Consider the following 18,407-nt stretch of genomic DNA (forward strand, 5'->3'; position numbering starts at 1 on the left):
TTTTCCTTACACATTAGACTTTTCTTTCTCCCAGAAAAACTCACCCGATTGAGAAATAAACTCTCCAACAGAATCTAACACTAAATCAGCAAGTGGTTCTAATGTTGGACGGTCTCCCGTACCAGATAGCACCCCAATTGCATAGCAATCGCCATTTTTAGCTAAATGTAAATCAGTTGGCGTATCTCCAACAACCGCAACCTCACATGATTCTAAATTAAATTTCTCACAAAACACTTCTATAATCTTTTTATCTGGTTTTTGCGCAAGGAATGTATCCGAGGCTATAATATAATCAAAAAAGTTCTCCAACTTATATTGTTTTAAAAATAATTCTGTTGGTGCGAAATCATCCGCCGTGACAACCCCTAATATAAATCCTTTATCTTTTAATGCCTGTAACACTTTCGGTAAATCCGCTGTCATTTTCATATGCGAACGATGCTCATACATAAGGGAAAATAACTTCTCACTTACCCACTGATGCATCTCTTCTTCTCTAGCAGACTCAATATAATTACAAAGCCCCTTCGCTACATCAAGGCTTGTTCCAGCAGCTATTGCACTCCTCGGATTAACAAATGCTCCCTCTACACCAATCTCTTCTAATAAGGTCTGCCCTATTGTACTTGGTAAATGATATAAACTTATACATTCAGCTACAAGTTCTTCAGCTACTTTTATCCAAATTGAATGAAAATCCATTAATGTCCCATCTTTATCAAATAGTATTGCTTTTACCTTCTCCATAGCATCCTACCTCTCGTTTCTTATCTCCTCCAGTGTATCAATAAAATATGGATGTAAAATAAAAGAATTGTAAAAATACCATAAAAATCAAACTAACTCCCAATTTACAATTCATTTTAACAAAGTAAAAAAGGATGCCTTTACAGGGCATCCTCTTGATGTTCAGGAACAAATAGTTCTAAACAATGATATATATTTTCGAATTCCATCGGTGCATCTCCACCATACTCACCATCTAAATTAATCATTAGTTTATCTGGTGAATGTACTTTAATGCGGTTCGCTTGTGTATATAACACTTTTGGATTATTAATATGTTCACCACGTTGTGCTTGTGTTGCTGCTTTAATTAAATCAGCGATAGAACCTTTTTTCAGTACTAATAGGTCAAATAACCCATCGTTAATAGATGCATACGGTGCTACCTTTTCAAATCCACCTACTGAACGAGTATTCGTAATTAAAAACATCGTAATTTCTTCTTGTAGTAACTTTCCATCATACTCAATTTCAACATATGTCGGATGCAATGATGGTAACATCTCGATACCTTTTAGGTAATAAGCAAGCTGCCCTAATACTGTCTTTAACTTACTCGGTACTTCGTATGTTAATTCTGTAATACGACCGCCACCAGCGATGTTAATAAAATATGTATCGTTCGCTCTACCAAGGTCTAATGGCACTGTTTTTCCTTCGCAAATAATATCTGCTGCCTCTTCAATAGAACGAGGTACACCAATTGCACGTGCAAAGTCATTTGTCGTTCCAACTGGAATAATTCCAAATTTCGGACGGAATTCATGCCCAACTAAACCGTTTACTACTTCATTTAACGTACCGTCGCCACCAGCCGCAATAACAACATCAAACTTACGATCCGCAGCTTGCCTCGCCGCCACAGTAGCGTCTCCAGGACCCGTTGTCGCATGACAAGATGTCTCATAGCCAGCTTGTTCTAATTTTTGTAATACTTCTGGTAAGCTCTTCTTAAATAGCTCACGCCCAGAAGTAGGATTATAAATAATTCTTGCTCGCTTCATCATTTATTAGCACAGGAAATTTCTTTATGTATCGAAAAAGAACATACTGAACTTCTATTCAGTATTCCCATGCCTACCTCCTCTCATCTTGCTATCCTTCTTTTATCCCGCTCAAACAGGCAGTAAGAACCCGATTCGTGTAGTCCATCAAAAGTAAATATTCATTTCAATGGTTTTTTATTTGACCCCAAAATTTATCCCGCTATTTGCGGGCAGTAAATGCCCGATTGGTGAGGGCTAATAATCAGTGTTGGATGAACCTCCCACTGATTAAAGTTTCACTTTATTTCTATCCATTCTTCCATAAAAATTTACATATAACGAATAATAACTATCTATTATTTCATGAGATGAAAAAAACCTCTATGTTTAGATTTATCATTATTCCCACCTTTTTGCAACTATCATACCATAGTTGCTATACAAACATTTTTCCACTTTTGACAGTTAATCAAACGTTTGTTTAAACGATTTTGTCTCATTTAAACAAACGTTTGATTAACCTAGAAAAACACCCATGTACGGGTGTTTTTCTGCTTAATCTTTAAAAGTTACTACTATTATCGCTTATTAATCTCTTCAAGTAAGATTTTGTTAACAAGCGGTGGATTTGCTTGTCCTTTTGTAGCTTTCATAATTTGACCAACTAAGAAGCCAATTGCACGGTCTTTACCGTTTTTAAAGTCTTCGATAGATTGCTCATTATTATCAAGAATTTCTGTTACAACTTTACGAAGTGTACCCTCGTCAGAAATTTGAACAAGACCTTTCGCTTTAACGATTTCTTCTGGGTCTCCACCTTTTTCAATTAATTCATTAAATACTTTCTTCGCGATTTTAGAAGAAATTGTACCTTTTTCAATTAATTGAACCATTTTAGATAAACCAGCAGGCGTTAATGCAACGTCTTTTAATTCTTTTTGTTGTTTGTTTAAGTATGCAAGTACTTCACCCATTAACCAGTTCGATGTTAATTTCGCATCAGCACCGTCTGCAACAGTTGCTTCAAAGAAATCAGACATCTCTTTCGTTAATGTTAACACGTGTGCATCATAAGCTGGTAAGCCTAGTTCTGCAACGTAGCGAGCTTTACGTGCATCTGGAAGTTCTGGAATAGAAGCTCGAACTGCTTCTTTCCACTCATCATCAATGTAAAGTTCAACTAAGTCTGGCTCCGGGAAGTAACGGTAATCGTCAGATCCTTCTTTCACACGCATTAAGATTGTTTTCTTCGTTGCTTCATCATAACGACGTGTTTCTTGTTGGATGATACCACCAGATAACAGTTCTTTTTCTTGGCGCACTTGCTCGTGCTCAAGACCTTTTTGTACGTAAGTGAATGAGTTTAAGTTTTTCAGTTCCGCTTTTGTACCGAACTTCTCTTGTCCAACTGGACGAAGAGAAATGTTCGCATCACAACGTAAGGAACCTTCTTCCATCTTACAATCAGATACACCAGTGTATTGAATGATTGATTTTAACTTCTCTAAGTATGCATATGCTTCTTCTGGCGTACGCATATCTGGCTCAGATACGATCTCGATTAAAGGCATACCTTGACGGTTGTAGTCTACTAATGAACCATCAGCTGTATGCGTTGATTTACCAGCATCTTCTTCTAAATGAAGACGTGTAATACCGATACGTTTCTTTTTACCGTCTACTTCGATTTCAATCCAACCATTTTCACCAATTGGCTTATCAAATTGAGAGATTTGGTAAGCTTTCGGGTTATCTGGATAGAAATAGTTTTTACGGTCAAACTTCGTTTCCGTTGCGATTTCACAGTTTAATGCCATTGCAGCTTTCATCGCAAAGTTAACTGCTTCTTTATTTAAAGTAGGAAGTACCCCTGGGTATCCTAAGTCAATTACACTTGTTTGTGTATTTGGCTCCGCTCCGAATTCTGTTGGACTCGCAGAGAAAATTTTCGAATTTGTTTTTAACTCAACGTGAACCTCTAAACCAATAATTGTTTCTAAATTCATCTATGCTCGCCTCCTTACAGACTTGCTTTTTTTGTATGATAGTCTGTTGCTTGCTCAAACGCATGTGCAACGCGGTAAATTGTCGCTTCATCGAAGTGTTTACCAATGATTTGTAGACCAAGTGGCATGTTGTTAGCACCGAATCCACATGGAACTGAAATCGCTGGAACACCCGCTAAGTTTACTGGGATTGTTAAAATGTCATTTGCATACATTGTCATTGGATCGTCAACTTTTTCTCCCACTTTAAATGCCGGAGTTGGTGTTGTTGGTCCAATAATAACATCATAGTTAGCAAATACATTTTCAAAGTCGTTCTTAATTAATGTACGTACTTGTTGTGCTTTTTTGTAATATGCATCATAGTAACCAGAGCTAAGAGCAAATGTACCAAGCATAATACGACGTTTAACTTCATCACCGAAACCTTCACTACGTGTGTTTTTGTAAAGATCTAATAAGTTATTTACATTATCAGAACGAACACCGTAACGCACGCCATCAAAGCGTGAAAGGTTAGCAGATGCTTCAGAAGAAGATAGTAAGTAATACGTTGCTAGAGCGTATTTAGAGTGTGGAAGAGATACTTCCTCCCAAGTTGCGCCCATACCTTCTAATACTTTTAAAGCAGCTAGTACTGACTCACGAGCTTCTTCGCCAACACCTTCGCCTAAGTATTCTTTCGGTACAGCAATGCGTAAACCTTTAACATCGCCTGTTAAACCAGCTAAATAGTTTCCAACTTCAACGTTTGCAGAAGTTGCATCCATGCGGTCAATACCTGAAATAGCTTGTAATAAGTATGCATTGTCTTCTACTGTACGTGTAATCGGTCCGATTTGGTCAAGTGAAGATGCGAATGCTACTAATCCGTAACGAGATACGCGTCCGTAAGTTGGTTTTAAACCTACAACACCGCAATATGCAGCTGGCTGACGGATAGAACCACCCGTATCAGAACCTAGAGAGAATAGTACTTCTCCTGCTGCTACAGCTGCTGCAGAACCACCACTAGATCCGCCTGGAACGTAATCTAAGTTCCATGGGTTTTTCGTAGCGTAGAATCCTGAGTTTTCATTTGAAGAACCCATTGCGAACTCGTCCATGTTTAATTTACCGATTGTAATTGTGTCAGCAGCTTTTAGCTTTTGCACAACTGTCGCATCATAAATTGGATCGAAGTTTGCTAATATTTTGCTTGCACAAGTTGTACGAAGACCGTTAGTTACAATGTTATCTTTTACACCAATTGGCATACCGAATAATAAACCATTATCTTCAGCGCCGATTTTTGCATCTAATTCTTTCGCTTTTGCGCGTGCATTTTCTTCATCTAATGTAAGAAAGGCTTTTACGTTATCTTCAACATCCGCAATACGTTTGTAAGATTCTTCTACTAAATCCGTAACGGAAATTTCTTTGTTGTTTAACTTCTTATGTAACTCTGATACTGAATGATCAAATAATGACATCGAAATTCCCCTCCTCTATTCTAATACTGCTGGAACACGGATTTGATTATCTTTGTGATCCGGTGCATTTTTTAATACTTCTTCAACTGGTAAACCTTTTTCTGGTACATCTTCACGCATAACATTTTTCATAGTTAATACATGAGTTGTTGGTTTTACATCTGTTGTATCTAATTCATTTAACTGTTCTGCAAATGTAACAATTGCATCTAGTTGTTTTTGAAATTTTTCTGCTTCTTGATCAGTAATTGCAAGACGTGCTAAATGTGCTACGTGCTTTACATTCTCAACGGAAATTCTTGACACGGCTAGGCCACCTCCATAATATATCGTTCAATCTACAATACTATTGATGATACCAAATTTTCAGTACTTCAAGCAAGTCAACACAGAGTACTTACGCCATTTTTACATAAAAAAAGAAAGGCAAATGCCTTTCTTTACAATTTACTCTTTATCTAACGGTTTATTTTTTGGAAATCTCTCGTTATCTTCTTCATTATCACGAATTGTTTTTTGTAATACAAAACAAGACATCGTTAAAAATAATGTTCCAATTAAATAGTATCCTTTTACACTAAGCGTTTCATCTAACGTATAAATCCCAATTAGCATACCTGAAAGCGCACAAACAAATGAAGTCCATGCTAAAAATGTGAACGCTTGCGTATTACGTCTTCTCATCGTTCTCCCCCTCGTTAGCTGTATACCCATTATAGATAAGTATATTTACCATGATGGATTTTTATGTAAATTCTAGTTTTATATTTATAAATCTATCATAAAAGAATACTATTTTAAAGAAAGTTTTCTGTCTAATCTGAAAAAATAATTAAAATCATTGACAATTTTTTCTATTCTACATAAAATAAAAATAAATATTACGAACCTCGAAATATACGGGAGTGGAATTAATTGTTGCAATATGAACATTTTTTAGACTTACTGCTAGATAACGCCAAGAAACTTTTCTATCCTGAAGAATGGGTAAGCCTAGATTTAACACTTTCTAAAACAGAAGTATTTTGTTTACTTTGGATGGAACGAAATACAGATATTACAATGACGAAAATTGCTGACCTTCTTGATATACCGATGAGTACAACGACGGGCGTTGTAAATCGCCTTGTAAAAAAGGGATATATTGAGCGCTACCGTGATGAAAACGACCGACGTATTGTATTAATTCGGTTAACAGAAAACGGCGTAATGCTCGTTCAAGAAGTAAAACAAAATGCAGCCCACTACTTTAGCTTAGTGACAGAAGCATTGTCAGAAGAAGAAAAAGCATTCTTACTACAAATCTTCCAAAAGATTATGAATCACATTGCTACGTCACAGCAAAAAACAGAAGAAAAAGTTTCTACACCTAAAATGAAAAACATTCCGATTGAATAAAACCCTATCTGGGTTTTTATTCAATCATTTACTTCGACACTCGTAATATTCGATATTCGAAACAAAGGAGATATGAATGATGAGAATTATTTTGTATACAGGTAAAGGCGGCGTAGGAAAAACTAGCATTTCAGCAGCAACAGCAATTCAAAGCGCAAAACAAGGATTAAAAACTTTAGTCATGAGTACAGATCCCGCTCATAGTTTAGGAGATTCATTTGGTATAAAGCTATCTTCTGAGCCATTAGAAATTCGTGAAAATTTGTGGGCACAAGAAATTAATACGATTTATGAGATGGAAAAAGGATGGGGAAAATTACAGAAATATATTACACTACTCTTCACTTCCAAAGCAGCCGATGATATTACAACAGAAGAATTAACGATGTTTCCTGGTATGGAAGATTTAATTAGCTTACTTCGCGTACTCGATTATTATAAACAACACACATATGATGTTATCATTATTGATTGTGCTCCAACAGGAGAAACATTAGCAATGCTAAGCTTTCCAGACATGCTCGGCTGGTGGATGGAAAAATTGTTTCCTATTAAAAGAAAAGTTTTAAAAGTCGTTCGTCCTGTAGCTCAACCACTCCTTGGTGTCCCTCTTCCAACCGATGATATTATGGACGAATTAACAAATACACTTGAACAGCTCGGAGAAATGAGAGATATTTTATCAAACCGAGAAGTAACAAGTATCCGCATCGTTGTAAATCCTGAAAAAATGGTCATTAAAGAAGCTCAGCGTAGCTTTACTTATTTAAATTTATACGATTATAACGTAGATGCCATTATGATTAATCGCGTCATCCCTAACACCGTCACCGATCCTTATTTTCAAGCATGGAAAGATACGCAAAAGAAATATAAAACATTAATTCAAAATAGTTTTGATCCACTTCCTATTTACGAAGCTCCAATGTTTGAACAAGAAGTTGTTGGTTTACCCATGTTAGAGCGTGTAGGAGATGCTTTATTTAAAACTGATCATTGTCCTACTGAAGTGAAATTTAACGGCCGCACACAATATGTAAGAAAAGATGGCGATGATTATATTTTCATTCTTTCTATTCCCTTCTCAAACAAAAGTGAACTTTCATTAAATCAAAAAGGTGATGAGCTAATTATTCGAGCTGGCTCTGTGAAACGAAATATTACATTGCCAAAAACGTTAACACACCTTTCTATTCAAGGGGCAAAATTTGAAGAAGATATACTAAACATTCGGTTTGGAGGTGTAGTGCATGCATGAGGAACTACTACGAAGGGTAATTCGTACAAAAGTAAAAGTCGGGATGCATATATTAGATGAGCTACCTAATCCAATCCAGCAATCAGCTAAGCAAATATTAAATATTTTGCAAGAGGAGCTAACTGCTTATCCGAAAGAACGAGATCATCATGAAGTTAATTTAAAAAATATCATAATTGAATAACTATCTCTGTATAGAGGGCCTTTTTTAGGCTTTCTATACTTTATTGGAGTGATGTAAGTTGATGAAAAAGCATTCCACTACTATACTCTGGATCATTCCCTTATCATTTTTCATTCATAACCTTGAAGAAGCTTTCCAAATGCCACAATACCTTGCTAATCAATTTTCAATCCGTCTTATAACTAGCCAACAATTTTTCATCGCCATTTCCGTATTAACAATCTTTGTATTACTTATCGTCTTTCTATATCAACTTAACTTCTTGTCTTCTATATGCTGGATTATTTTTATACAAGGGGCCATCTTCTTCAACTCTGTTCAACATATTATTTTGTTTTTCATTTATCGCTCTTATAACCCCGGCGTAATATCAGCATTTTTCATTACTCTCTTTTCTATTTTCTTTTTTTTATCAAAAAAACACTTAATTCATCCAAAGCAATTCGTAATTACACTCCTTTTCAGCTTATTTTCTTATCCCATTATAATTTGGATTACCTTACTGTTCGCTAGCTACTTTCATTCATAAAAAAAGACCAGGAAAACTCCTGGTCCATTACTCTACTTAACAAACATTGGATTCTACGTTATACAAAATTGGAAGGTACAGAATTAGGGTTCGTTTGTTAAGTTTATATGTTGAACGAACTAACAGCGGAGGGGTTCCTTCTGTTAGTCCATTAAACCCAATAATTATTTTACGATTTTTTCAAGCTCCTCAAGTGAAAGATCTACTGAAATTGAACCATCATTTGTTTCTTTCTTAATTGCATCTGTTACTTCTTTTGAATGGTATAATTCAATTACTTTTTTCAGTGTTGGATCATCTTTATCTTTCGTACGAGCTGCGAAAATATTAATATAAGGCTTCGCATTTTCATTCTTTGGATCTTCTAAGAAAATAGGATCCTTCGCTGGATCTAATCCAGCTTGACCAGCAACACCGTTATTAATAACTGATGCCGCTACATCTTTTAACACACGAGGTGTTTGCTGTGCGATAACCGGTGTAATTTTTAATTTCTTCGGATTTTCAGCAATACCACTTGGATCTCCAAATAGACCAAAATCCTTTTTCAGCTTTAATAATCCAGCTGCATCAAGAAGTTTTAATGCACGTGCTTGGTTCGTTGGATCGTTTGGAATTGCAATTTCTGAACCATCTGGGATTTCATTTGATTTCTTATATTTTTCAGAGTATAAACCCATTGGTGCAATTTGTGTTGTACCAACAGCTGTAATATCTAACTTATGTTCCTTTTTAAATTGCTCTAAGAACGCAATATGCTGGAATGAGTTTAGTTCAATATCTCCATCAGCTAACGCTTTATTTGGCGTTGTGTAATCAGAGAACTCAATCAGTTTAACTTTAATCCCTTCTTTTTCAGCTTTTCCCTTTACAATTTCCCAAGCGTTTCCATCCGTTCCAGTTACACCAATGCGAACTGTTTTCTCTTTTGCTCCTGCATCCGAGCAGCCACTTAACGCCGAAATCCCTACAATCGCTGATAATGCAAATGCTAAAATTTTCTTCATTTTCTTTTCCTCTCTTCCTTTTTATGATCTGCGTAACAAGACTTTCGCAAAGTAATTCCCTAAACTTTGAGCTATCTGTACGAGAATAATAAGTAACACGACCGTTACGAACATAACTGATGTATCAAAACGTTGATAACCATATGTCATTGCTAAATCACCAAGACCGCCACCACCGACAAGCCCAGCAACTGCAGAAAATTCAATTAAACCAACTGTCATAAATGTGACACCTAAGATTAATGGTGCTAACGCTTCTGGTACAAGGATTTCAAAAACAATTCTAATTGGCGAGGCGCCCATTGCTTGCGCTGCTTCAATTACTCCTTTCGGAACGGAAACAAGGTTTGTTTCAACCATTCTAGCAATACCAATTGATGCGACTAACGTCATCGGGAAAATTGCCGCTGCTGTTCCAATCGTCGTTCCGATAACACTTCTTGTTAGTGGACTTAAGGCTACTAAAAAGATAATGAATGGTACCGGACGAATTGTATTAATTATGATGTTAAGAATAGAAAAGACCCATTTATTTTCTAAAAAGTTTCCTTTTCTCGTTACATATAAAAGTAAACCTAGAGGTATACCAAGAATTGTAGCAAATATAAGGGTTACAATTACCATTAAGAGGGTATCCCCCGTCGCATCTAGTATGCGCGGCCAAAATATACTCCAATCAACTCGCATGAGCTTCTACCTCCTTCAGCTGCACTTGCAGTCTTAGATGTTGTAATGCTTTTTGAATTTCCCTCTGCTCACCTTGCAACTCTACAAGAAGATTTCCAAATAGCACATTTTGAAGTTCAATAATATTTCCGTACAGTACATTTACATCGACGTTATAGTTTTTTGCGATATATGATAGTACCGGCTGTCCTGTCTCCTCACCAGTAAATGTTAGACGATAAATTTGACCACCATTTTGAATTTTCGCTAGAACACTTTCCGGTAAATGATCATTAATGACAGAACGTACAAAGTTTTGAGTCGTCTTTGTTTTTGGTTGCGTGAAAACATCAAACAGTTTTCCTTCTTCAATAACTTTTCCCTTCTCCATTACAGCTACACGGTGACAAATTTCTTTCACAACATGCATTTCATGTGTAATAAGAAGAATTGTTAAATTGTATTCTCTATTTACTTTCTTTAATAAGTTTAGAATTTCTGTCGTTGTTTCTGGATCTAAGGCTGATGTTGCCTCATCACATATAAGAATATCTGGCGATGTCGCAAGTGCTCTAGCAATGCCCACACGCTGCTTTTGTCCACCTGATAGCTGCTCTGGGTAATAGTTTGCTTTATCTTCTAACCCTACAAACTTCAGCAGTTCATTTACTCTTTCTTTTATCTCATTCTTTGGTACTTTCGCTAACTTTAATGGATAAGCAATATTTCCAAATACTGTTCTTGAATTAAATAAATTAAAACTTTGGAAAATCATTCCAATTCTTTGTCTCAGTTTACGTAATTCTTTCGTCGATAATGATGTAATATCTTTATCATCTATTGAAATCGTTCCTGCCGTCGGTCTCTCTAACATATTTACTAAGCGTAATAACGTACTCTTTCCAGCGCCACTAAAACCAATAATGCCAAAAATTTCGCCTTTCTCAACTGATAATGTTACATCCTCCACCGCATGAACAGATTGCCCAGCTGATTCATACACTTTACTTACATTGTTAAAAGAAATCATTTTTCCCCCTCCTATATGCTGTAAAAACTTGAAGTAGAGCTTTCGAGGTAAAATAAAAAGTGCTCTCCTTCTTATCAACCATAAAGATAAGAAGGAGAGCACTTATATGTACTCGTTCACATCTTCTCATCTTCCAAGCCTTTATATGGCTTGCTGGAGTTAGCACGGTATTAAAAAAACCCGTTGCTGAGGTATCGTAGGGCCAGTCCCTCCACCTCTCTGGATAAGAATGTATCGATTTAATTGTCGTTTAATTAATTCTCATTATAGAACTCAGAATAATAAGAGTCAATACATTTTTTAGAAAAATATTAATTATCCCTTTATTAAAATTTTCAGATGAAAATTCATGAGAAAATAGTAACTTTCAAGGTTATTTAAAATTCTTCTTCCTCATATTTTTAAACAGGAGAATCTTCTCTACGAATTGAATAAATTTATTTGAATATGAAACTCGGAGGAAGATAAATATATGAAAACAGCTCTTTTACTCATCGATATTCAAAACGATTATTTTCCAAATGGAAAGATGGAATTGCGTAATCCAGTAGAAGCAAGCGAATATGCTAATCAGTTATTACAACACTTTAGAACAAACAGCGAACCTATTTTTCATATCCAACACGTAGCTATAAAAGATGACGCTACTTTTTTCCTACCTAATACAGAAGGTGTACATATTCACGAAAGCGTACGTCCACTTAGAGAAGAAACAGTTATAGTCAAACATTATCCAAATAGCTTCCGAGAAACTAATCTTCTAGAGCAATTAAAACGTTTAAATATTGAACATGTCGTTGTATGTGGGATGATGACTCATATGTGTATCGATGCTACAGTAAGGGCTGCATTCGATTTTGGCTTTCAATGTACCGTTATACATGATGCTTGTGCTACAAAAGACCTGTCTTTTAAGAACGCTACTATACCAGCTGTTTACATTCACAATACAATTTTAGCTAGTTTAAATGGCGTATATGCAAATGTAATAAGCACGCAAGAATTTTTAGCTACATAAAAAAACACTCCTTTCAGTGAGCAAAACCGAAAGGAGTGTTCCTTGTCGAACCATAGATTTTCTTTCAAATTGTATTATACAGGAAATTCTCAAAATGAATACTAAAAAATATGACTAATAAGTCAACTTTTCTCATCATTTTATTTCTGTTCACATGTTTATCCCGCTATTAATAGGTTTTAGCTCATTCCCTTCGAACGATGGTAATATATAGGATTTCAATTTTAAAAGGAGCTCTTCACATTCTGTGAAGAGCTCCTCTACTATTTCTTATAAAGTTTCAGAAGTAGTTTTTGCTTGCATGTGAAGTGCTAAGTAATCAGGTCCACCAGCTTTAGAGTCTGTACCAGACATGTTAAAGCCACCGAATGGTTGGTAACCTACGATTGCACCAGTACATCCACGGTTGAAGTATAAGTTACCAACGTGGAAGTCTTCGCGTGCTTTTTCAATATGGTCACGGTTGTTAGTAATAACAGCACCTGTTAAACCGTATTCCGTATTATTTGCAATTGCAAGTGCATGATCGAAGTCTTTCGCTTTACAGAATGCTACTACTGGTCCGAAGATTTCTTCTTTCATTAAGCGAGCATCTTCTGCAACGTCAGCAACGATTGTTGGTTGGATGAACCAACCTTTAGAATCGTCTCCTTCGCCACCTGCTAAGATTCTACCTTCTTCTTTACCAATTGCAACATAGCTCATTACTTTATCGAATGCAGCTTGGTCATTAACAGGACCCATGTTTGTACCTAATACTGCTGGGTTAGCAACTGTTAATTCTTTTGTTAATTCAACAGCACGATTTAATACATGATCATATACATCTTCATGGATTACTGCACGAGAACATGCAGAACATTTTTGTCCTGAGAATCCGAATGCTGATGCAACGATAGACTTAGCTGCTAATTCAAGATCTGCTTCTTTATCAACAACGATTGTATCTTTACCGCCCATTTCAGCGATAACGCGTTTTAACCAAATTTGTCCTGGGTTTACTTTCGCTGCACGCTCATAGATGCGGATACCTACATCACGAGATCCCGTGAAGCTTACGAAACGTGTACGAGGATGATCTACTAAGTAGTCACCAACTTCAGAACCGTTACCTGGAACGAAGTTTACTACGCCAGCTGGTAAGCCAGCTTCTTCTAATACTTCCATAAATTTCGCTGCTACTACAGGAGTTGTACTAGCTGGTTTTAGTAATACTGTGTTACCAGAAACTAAAGCAGCTGTTGTCATACCTGCCATAATTGCGAATGGGAAGTTCCAAGGAGAAATGATAACACCTACTCCTAATGGAATGTAAGAGAAACGATTATATTCAATTGGACGGCTTTCTACTGGAATACCGTCTTTTAATTTTAACATTTGACGACCATAATATTCCATAAAGTCGATTGCTTCTGCTGTATCAGCATCTGCCTCATTCCATGGCTTACCTGCTTCTTTTACAAGAATAGCAGAGAATTCATGTTTTCTGCGACGAACGATTGCTGCAGCACGGAATAAAATGTCTGCACGCATTTCTGGCTTTGATTTTCTCCAAGTTTGGAATGTTTCATCCGCTACTTGCATTGCTTTTTCAGCTAACTCACGGCTTGCTTTTGAAACACGACCAACAAGTTCCTCTTTATTTGCAGGGTTTACAGAAACAATTTTGTCTTCTGTAGTGATTTTTTCTCCCCCAATAATTAATGGATAGTCTTGTCCAAGATAAGATTCTACTTTCTTTAAACCTTCTTCAAACGCTAATTTGTTAGCCTCCACTGAAAAATCTGTAAATGGCTCATGTTTGTATGCTACTACCATTTTTTTTAGCCTCCCCTTAGAAAAACGTTTACATTTTACAACATTATTCTACACGATAATTTAGATTTATTCAAATATTCCTAGACTTATATTTTAAAAATTAATAAATTTTTAAAATATAATAAAAAAAAGAGATTCATACATGCGTATGAATCTACAAAATATGAGTATATTCCAAAACATTTTTCCCGATCAATAATATAGTAACTAATAAAAATAAAGTCCTTACATATCCAACACCTTTTTGAACCGCAAACTTCGATCCAAAATAAGCACCTAAGATCATTGATAATCCCATGATAATACCGTATTCAAAATGAATTATATCTAAAAATAAAAAAGTAATTAAAGATACAATATTACTAACAAAGTTCAAAAGTTTTCCAGATGCTGCCGCTTGAATAAAATCCAAGCCAATTAATAAAAATGCAAAAATTAAAAACGACCCTGTCCCTGGTCCAAAAAATCCATCATAAAATCCTATCATTAAAATAGCAAAGAAAAATATTAATGTTTTTCTTTGCGTCATCTTCTTATAGGTAGACACACTTCCCCAATTCTTTTTTGCAATAATATAAATAGCAATAAATACCAACATTACAAGTACTAATGGGCGTAAAATATCCGGTGGAATAAATTTTACTACTAAAGCACCTGCAACAGCTCCAACAATAGTTAACGGGATTAACTTTCCTACAATTTTAAAATCAACTTTTCCTGATCGAATAAAATACATCGCACTCGTAAACGTCCCCATTGTTGCCGCTAATTTATTCGTTGCAATTGCCGAAGCTGGCGATAAGCCAACAAACATAAGCGCAGGAAGCGAAATTAACCCTCCTCCTCCAACAACGGAATCAATAAAAGCTACTAAAAAACCGAATGCAATTAATAAAATAATGACTTGAAAACTTAATTCTTCCATGAGATTTACCCCTTACCCCTATTTTTTACAACATTTTAAATTATAACAAAATTACATAAGAAAAAAAGCTGTTCCATAGAGGAACAGCCTTCATATTTAATCTAAAATCTTCACAAGTGGTTCATCTTGTTTTGCTTCACGTATAATAATAGCTTCTGGGCGTTCTACAGATTTAATCGTTACTTGTACTTTCATATAATTCGGGAAGTATTCCATAACAAGCCCTGCCACATATTGTGTAAAACCAACTATTTCAGCTTTTCCATTAAACTGGACAGGAATATCAAGCTTCATTTCTCTTAATTCATCATCTCTATACATACCAGTACCAATAACAGCTGTATAGTCGCCTTGGAAATAATCGCTTAGTTTTGCCTTAAAGTTGGATACTCTTGCAAGGTCTTCACGTTTATTATCTGTTTTCGCTTGCTCTGATGGGAACAAATAATATTTTTCATTAATTTGTTGCCAATCTTCAACCGTTTCACTACCTTTTTCGGCATTTGCATAAGAAACAAAGTTACCTGGCACGAGCGAAGACTTTGGAGCTTGGCGATAAATCGCAAATGTTATTGGAATATTTTTGGTTTCAGGTTCTTTTTGATGTATGACTTTCAAAATTTCTTGCGCCATTTTTTTCCCTTCAGCTAACATCTTTTCATCCGGGATTGCAGCTTCACGTGGATAACCATGCTCTTCGTTAAAATATTGAACAGAATTCATTGCTAATCCAACTACCATACCAACGCGTTCCTCGCCGTTATCGCCTTTTTTCACATAATAATCATGCTCTAAAATATTTGAAATATATATTGGATTTTTTTTATTTTTCACTTCTAGTGATTCGGATCCTGTTCCTAATGCAGGGTTTAATCCTATATTAGGAAATTTAACTGCATCTTTTTTTAATTTGTCCTCTAGTTCCTTTTGTTCAGCATCTGTACGTTTTCTTTTAACAAGCATCTGTATAGTTTGAGTATCTAGAGCTTTTCCGCCTTTTAAAAAATTATCTTTCGTACTAAATGATTCTTTTGCAATTCGCATTAACCCTGTTTCAAATTCATCTATATCAAGACGACTATTTAACCCTTGCACCACTAAACCACGTGCATTTCCACCATCAAATGGAATAGTCGTCTTATAATATTCATCCGAAATAGCGTATTTTGGAACAACTGATTGTTCTTTTGCTTTCCCCGATTTCTCAGCCACTTTTTCATCTTTGTCGGCACCTGCACTACACCCACTTACAAGTAGGCCAAGGCTTAATACCGCTAATGCTATTTTTTTCATGGTAAGTTTGCACCTCTTACTTATTTAGCTCTTGTAAGAACCTCTCTTCATTCCAAACCTCAACATTATGTTTCTCCGCTTGTGCTAATTTCGAACCAGCCGCTTCACCTGCAACAACTAAATCCGTACTCTTACTAACACTTCCCGTTACTTTTCCACCTAATGCCTCAATCTTCTTCTTCGCTTCACTTCGCCCCATAACTTCTAGCTTACCTGTTAAAACAACCGTTTTTCCTGCGAAGTAAGATTCAACATTTTGTAAATCTGCAATTTTTATACCTTTGTATGTCATATTCACGCCATACTCTTTAAACTGCTGTAATAACTCTAATACATCTTCATTATCAAAATATGTCACAACAGATTGAGCCATTTTTTCGCCAATTTCATTAATTGCTTTTAGTTCTTCTTCCGTTGCTTTTACAAGCTCATCCATCGTTTCAAAGTGCTCTGCAAATGTACGTGCTGCTTTCGCTCCAACGTGGCGAATTCCAAGACCAAATAATAATCGCTCTAACGAGTTTTCTTTAGAATTTTCAATTGCTTGTATTAAGTTCGTTGCTGATTTTTCACCAAAACGTTCTAACTGTAATAATTGCTCTTTCGTCAATGCATATAAATCAGCAAATGTACGAATGTAATCAGCATCAAAGAGTTGTGTAATGACACGTTCTCCAAGTCCATCAATATTCATTGCATTTCTTGAAACGAAATGGATTAACCCTTCTCGAATTTGAGCAGGACAAGTTGGATTTATACAACGAAGTGCTACTTCTTCTTCTAAACGAACAAGTTCACTCTCACATGCTGGACAATGAGTTGGCATGCGGTATTCTTCTTCCTCACCAGTACGCTTATCAAAAATAACGTTCACAACTTCAGGAATAATATCTCCAGCCTTCTTCACAACAACGTAGTCACCAATTCGAATGTCTTTTTCACGAATTAAATCCTCGTTATGTAAAGAAGCACGACGAACAATCGTACCAGCAACTCTCACTGGCTCTAGTTCTGCAGTCGGTGTTACAACTCCTGTTCGGCCAACACTTAATTCAATGCCTGTTAATCTCGTTACAACTTCTTCAGCCGGGAATTTATAAGCAATCGCCCATCTTGGACTCTTCGCTGTAGTTCCTAGACTTTCTTGAAGGGCAACATCATCTACTTTTATAACGATTCCATCAATCTCATAATCAAGATGCGGACGTTTTTCTTGCCATTCTTCTACATAAGCTATAACTTCTTCAATTGTTTCACATGTACGGCGATTTGGATTTGTCTTAAATCCAAGTTCACCTAAGAAATCAAGCGATTCACTATGTGATGGAATTGTTTTTTCTTCTACATTCGCAAGACCATACACAAACATAGATAAGTTACGCTTCGCTGCAATTTTCGGATCAAGTTGACGTATTGAACCTGCTGCTGCATTACGCGGATTCGCAAATACATCTTCTCCATTTTGCTCTTTTTCTTCATTTAGTTTAACGAATGAACGCTTCGGCATATAAGCTTCGCCTCGTGCTTCTAACGTTACTTCTTCATTTAAACGAAGTGGGATAGCTTTAATCGTTTTTAAATTTTGAGTAATATCTTCACCCGTTACACCATCACCACGTGTCGCCCCTTGAATGAAGCGTCCTTTTTCATAATGAAGCGAAACGGCAAGCCCGTCAATTTTTAATTCACATATATATCTTACATTCGCACCATCAATTCCTTGACGTACTCTTCTGTCGAAATCACGTAAATCTCCTTCGTTAAATGCATTTCCTAAACTTAACATTGGTGACTTATGTGTTACTTTTTCAAATATATCAAGAACAGTCCCCCCAACGCGAACGGAGGGAGAATCTTCACTCATAAACTCTGGGTTCTCTGCTTCTAATTTTATAAGCTCCTGCATATTACGGTCATATTCCGCATCAGAAACAGAAGGATTGTCTAATACGTGATATTGATAGTTAAATGTATTTAATAAATCACGCAGTTCTTCTATACGTTTTTTTGCTATCTCTTTTGACATAT

The 18,407-nt window shown here is 36.0% G+C and carries 17 protein-coding genes, 1 pseudogene and 1 riboswitch; of the genes and pseudogenes, 5 read left to right on the forward strand and 13 right to left on the reverse strand.

Features of this window, described 5'->3' with window-relative positions:
• Nucleotides 1-6: 6 nt before the first annotated feature.
• From ACTFN4_RS24700 to ACTFN4_RS24725, 6 genes are all read right to left on the reverse strand, one after another.
• On the reverse strand, nt 7-750 hold the full coding sequence (locus tag ACTFN4_RS24700) for an HAD family hydrolase (protein WP_047792104.1): 744 nt from the start codon (nt 748-750) through the stop codon (nt 7-9).
• A gap of 140 nt (nt 751-890) precedes the next feature.
• Nucleotides 891-1,796, reverse strand: coding sequence for a diacylglycerol kinase (locus ACTFN4_RS24705; RefSeq protein ID WP_000977679.1), 906 nt, complete (start codon nt 1,794-1,796; stop codon nt 891-893).
• 557 nt (nt 1,797-2,353) lie between these two features.
• Complete coding sequence (gene gatB / locus ACTFN4_RS24710; RefSeq protein ID WP_001047685.1) at nt 2,354-3,781, reverse strand: Asp-tRNA(Asn)/Glu-tRNA(Gln) amidotransferase subunit GatB; 1,428 nt, start codon at nt 3,779-3,781, stop codon at nt 2,354-2,356.
• A gap of 14 nt (nt 3,782-3,795) precedes the next feature.
• Nucleotides 3,796-5,253, reverse strand: a complete 1,458-nt coding sequence (gatA, locus tag ACTFN4_RS24715) for an Asp-tRNA(Asn)/Glu-tRNA(Gln) amidotransferase subunit GatA (protein WP_000051433.1) — start codon at nt 5,251-5,253, stop codon at nt 3,796-3,798.
• A 15-nt stretch (nt 5,254-5,268) separates the two neighbouring features.
• Nucleotides 5,269-5,559, reverse strand: a complete 291-nt coding sequence (gene gatC, locus ACTFN4_RS24720) for an Asp-tRNA(Asn)/Glu-tRNA(Gln) amidotransferase subunit GatC (protein ID WP_000086999.1) — start codon at nt 5,557-5,559, stop codon at nt 5,269-5,271.
• Nucleotides 5,560-5,700: 141 nt separating this feature from the next.
• Nucleotides 5,701-5,937: a YiaA/YiaB family inner membrane protein gene (locus ACTFN4_RS24725; protein ID WP_001254393.1), complete on the reverse strand. Its 237-nt coding sequence runs from the start codon at nt 5,935-5,937 to the stop codon at nt 5,701-5,703.
• Nucleotides 5,938-6,168: 231 nt separating this feature from the next.
• Between ACTFN4_RS24725 and ACTFN4_RS24730 the strand changes: the two genes are divergently transcribed.
• The 4 genes from ACTFN4_RS24730 to ACTFN4_RS24745 all read left to right on the forward strand — a co-directional run bounded on the left by ACTFN4_RS24730 (nt 6,169) and on the right by ACTFN4_RS24745 (nt 8,622).
• A complete protein-coding gene (locus ACTFN4_RS24730; RefSeq protein WP_000942482.1) occupies nt 6,169-6,651 on the forward strand; it encodes a MarR family winged helix-turn-helix transcriptional regulator in 483 nt (160 codons plus the stop codon).
• Between the two features lie 76 nt (nt 6,652-6,727).
• Complete coding sequence (locus ACTFN4_RS24735; RefSeq protein ID WP_439962935.1) at nt 6,728-7,909, forward strand: ArsA family ATPase; 1,182 nt, start codon at nt 6,728-6,730, stop codon at nt 7,907-7,909.
• Nucleotides 7,902-8,093 carry a DUF3926 domain-containing protein gene (locus ACTFN4_RS24740; RefSeq protein ID WP_000544103.1) on the forward strand — a complete coding sequence of 64 codons (192 nt, stop codon included), beginning with the start codon at nt 7,902-7,904 and terminating at the stop codon, nt 8,091-8,093. Before ACTFN4_RS24735 ends, ACTFN4_RS24740 begins: the two co-directional genes overlap by 8 nt.
• 61 nt (nt 8,094-8,154) lie before the next feature.
• Nucleotides 8,155-8,622, forward strand: coding sequence for an HXXEE domain-containing protein (locus ACTFN4_RS24745; RefSeq protein ID WP_439962941.1), 468 nt, complete (start codon nt 8,155-8,157; stop codon nt 8,620-8,622).
• Between the two features lie 164 nt (nt 8,623-8,786).
• On the opposite strand, the gene ACTFN4_RS24750 is transcribed toward ACTFN4_RS24745, so the two are convergent.
• From ACTFN4_RS24750 to ACTFN4_RS24760, 3 genes are read right to left on the reverse strand one after another with little or no spacing between them, the layout of a single operon-like run.
• A complete protein-coding gene (locus ACTFN4_RS24750; protein ID WP_000721575.1) occupies nt 8,787-9,629 on the reverse strand; it encodes a MetQ/NlpA family ABC transporter substrate-binding protein in 843 nt (280 codons plus the stop codon).
• A 21-nt stretch (nt 9,630-9,650) separates the two neighbouring features.
• The gene (locus tag ACTFN4_RS24755) at nt 9,651-10,316 is read right to left on the reverse strand and encodes a methionine ABC transporter permease (RefSeq protein ID WP_439962936.1); all 666 of its coding nucleotides are present in this window, start codon (nt 10,314-10,316) and stop codon (nt 9,651-9,653) included.
• The gene (locus ACTFN4_RS24760) at nt 10,306-11,325 is read right to left on the reverse strand and encodes a methionine ABC transporter ATP-binding protein (RefSeq protein WP_000622969.1); all 1,020 of its coding nucleotides are present in this window, start codon (nt 11,323-11,325) and stop codon (nt 10,306-10,308) included. The genes ACTFN4_RS24755 and ACTFN4_RS24760 overlap by 11 nt, the downstream gene beginning before the upstream one ends.
• 123 nt (nt 11,326-11,448) lie before the next feature.
• A riboswitch (SAM riboswitch) is annotated at nt 11,449-11,555 on the reverse strand.
• A gap of 242 nt (nt 11,556-11,797) precedes the next feature.
• Here ACTFN4_RS24760 and ACTFN4_RS24765 point away from each other — a divergent pair.
• A pseudogene (locus ACTFN4_RS24765) lies at nt 11,798-12,363 on the forward strand (cysteine hydrolase family protein).
• A 250-nt stretch (nt 12,364-12,613) separates the two neighbouring features.
• Here the strand turns inward: ACTFN4_RS24765 and pruA are convergent.
• From pruA to ligA, 4 genes are all read right to left on the reverse strand, one after another.
• Nucleotides 12,614-14,161: an L-glutamate gamma-semialdehyde dehydrogenase gene (gene pruA / locus ACTFN4_RS24770; protein ID WP_000259555.1), complete on the reverse strand. Its 1,548-nt coding sequence runs from the start codon at nt 14,159-14,161 to the stop codon at nt 12,614-12,616.
• Between the two features lie 154 nt (nt 14,162-14,315).
• Entirely contained in the window at nt 14,316-15,086 is a 771-nt protein-coding gene (locus tag ACTFN4_RS24775) for a TSUP family transporter (protein WP_439962937.1), read from the reverse strand.
• 96 nt (nt 15,087-15,182) lie between these two features.
• On the reverse strand, nt 15,183-16,379 hold the full coding sequence (locus ACTFN4_RS24780) for a CamS family sex pheromone protein (RefSeq protein ID WP_000717030.1): 1,197 nt from the start codon (nt 16,377-16,379) through the stop codon (nt 15,183-15,185).
• Nucleotides 16,380-16,395: 16 nt separating this feature from the next.
• Complete coding sequence (ligA, locus tag ACTFN4_RS24785) at nt 16,396-18,405, reverse strand: NAD-dependent DNA ligase LigA (protein ID WP_000031450.1); 2,010 nt, start codon at nt 18,403-18,405, stop codon at nt 16,396-16,398.
• Nucleotides 18,406-18,407: the final 2 nt, after the last annotated feature.

This window comes from Bacillus cereus group sp. MYBK95-2 (assembly GCF_051915225.1).
Lineage (GTDB): Bacteria > Bacillota > Bacilli > Bacillales > Bacillaceae_G > Bacillus_A > Bacillus_A cereus.

Coding starts and splice junctions, on each gene's coding strand:
- ACTFN4_RS24750 (WP_000721575.1), bottom strand. CDS start 9,629: ATGAAGAAAATTTTAGCATTTGCATTATCAGCGATTGTAGGGATTTCG.
- ACTFN4_RS24700 (WP_047792104.1), bottom strand. CDS start 750: ATGGAGAAGGTAAAAGCAATACTATTTGATAAAGATGGGACATTAATG.
- gatA (WP_000051433.1), bottom strand. CDS start 5,253: ATGTCATTATTTGATCATTCAGTATCAGAGTTACATAAGAAGTTAAAC.
- ACTFN4_RS24755 (WP_439962936.1), bottom strand. CDS start 10,316: ATGCGAGTTGATTGGAGTATATTTTGGCCGCGCATACTAGATGCGACG.
- ligA (WP_000031450.1), bottom strand. CDS start 18,405: ATGTCAAAAGAGATAGCAAAAAAACGTATAGAAGAACTGCGTGATTTA.
- ACTFN4_RS24705 (WP_000977679.1), bottom strand. CDS start 1,796: ATGATGAAGCGAGCAAGAATTATTTATAATCCTACTTCTGGGCGTGAG.
- gatB (WP_001047685.1), bottom strand. CDS start 3,781: ATGAATTTAGAAACAATTATTGGTTTAGAGGTTCACGTTGAGTTAAAA.
- ACTFN4_RS24740 (WP_000544103.1), top strand. CDS start 7,902: ATGCATGAGGAACTACTACGAAGGGTAATTCGTACAAAAGTAAAAGTC.
- ACTFN4_RS24760 (WP_000622969.1), bottom strand. CDS start 11,325: ATGATTTCTTTTAACAATGTAAGTAAAGTGTATGAATCAGCTGGGCAA.
- ACTFN4_RS24735 (WP_439962935.1), top strand. CDS start 6,728: ATGATGAGAATTATTTTGTATACAGGTAAAGGCGGCGTAGGAAAAACT.
- ACTFN4_RS24780 (WP_000717030.1), bottom strand. CDS start 16,379: ATGAAAAAAATAGCATTAGCGGTATTAAGCCTTGGCCTACTTGTAAGT.
- ACTFN4_RS24725 (WP_001254393.1), bottom strand. CDS start 5,937: ATGAGAAGACGTAATACGCAAGCGTTCACATTTTTAGCATGGACTTCA.
- pruA (WP_000259555.1), bottom strand. CDS start 14,161: ATGGTAGTAGCATACAAACATGAGCCATTTACAGATTTTTCAGTGGAG.
- ACTFN4_RS24775 (WP_439962937.1), bottom strand. CDS start 15,086: ATGGAAGAATTAAGTTTTCAAGTCATTATTTTATTAATTGCATTCGGT.
- ACTFN4_RS24745 (WP_439962941.1), top strand. CDS start 8,155: ATGAAAAAGCATTCCACTACTATACTCTGGATCATTCCCTTATCATTT.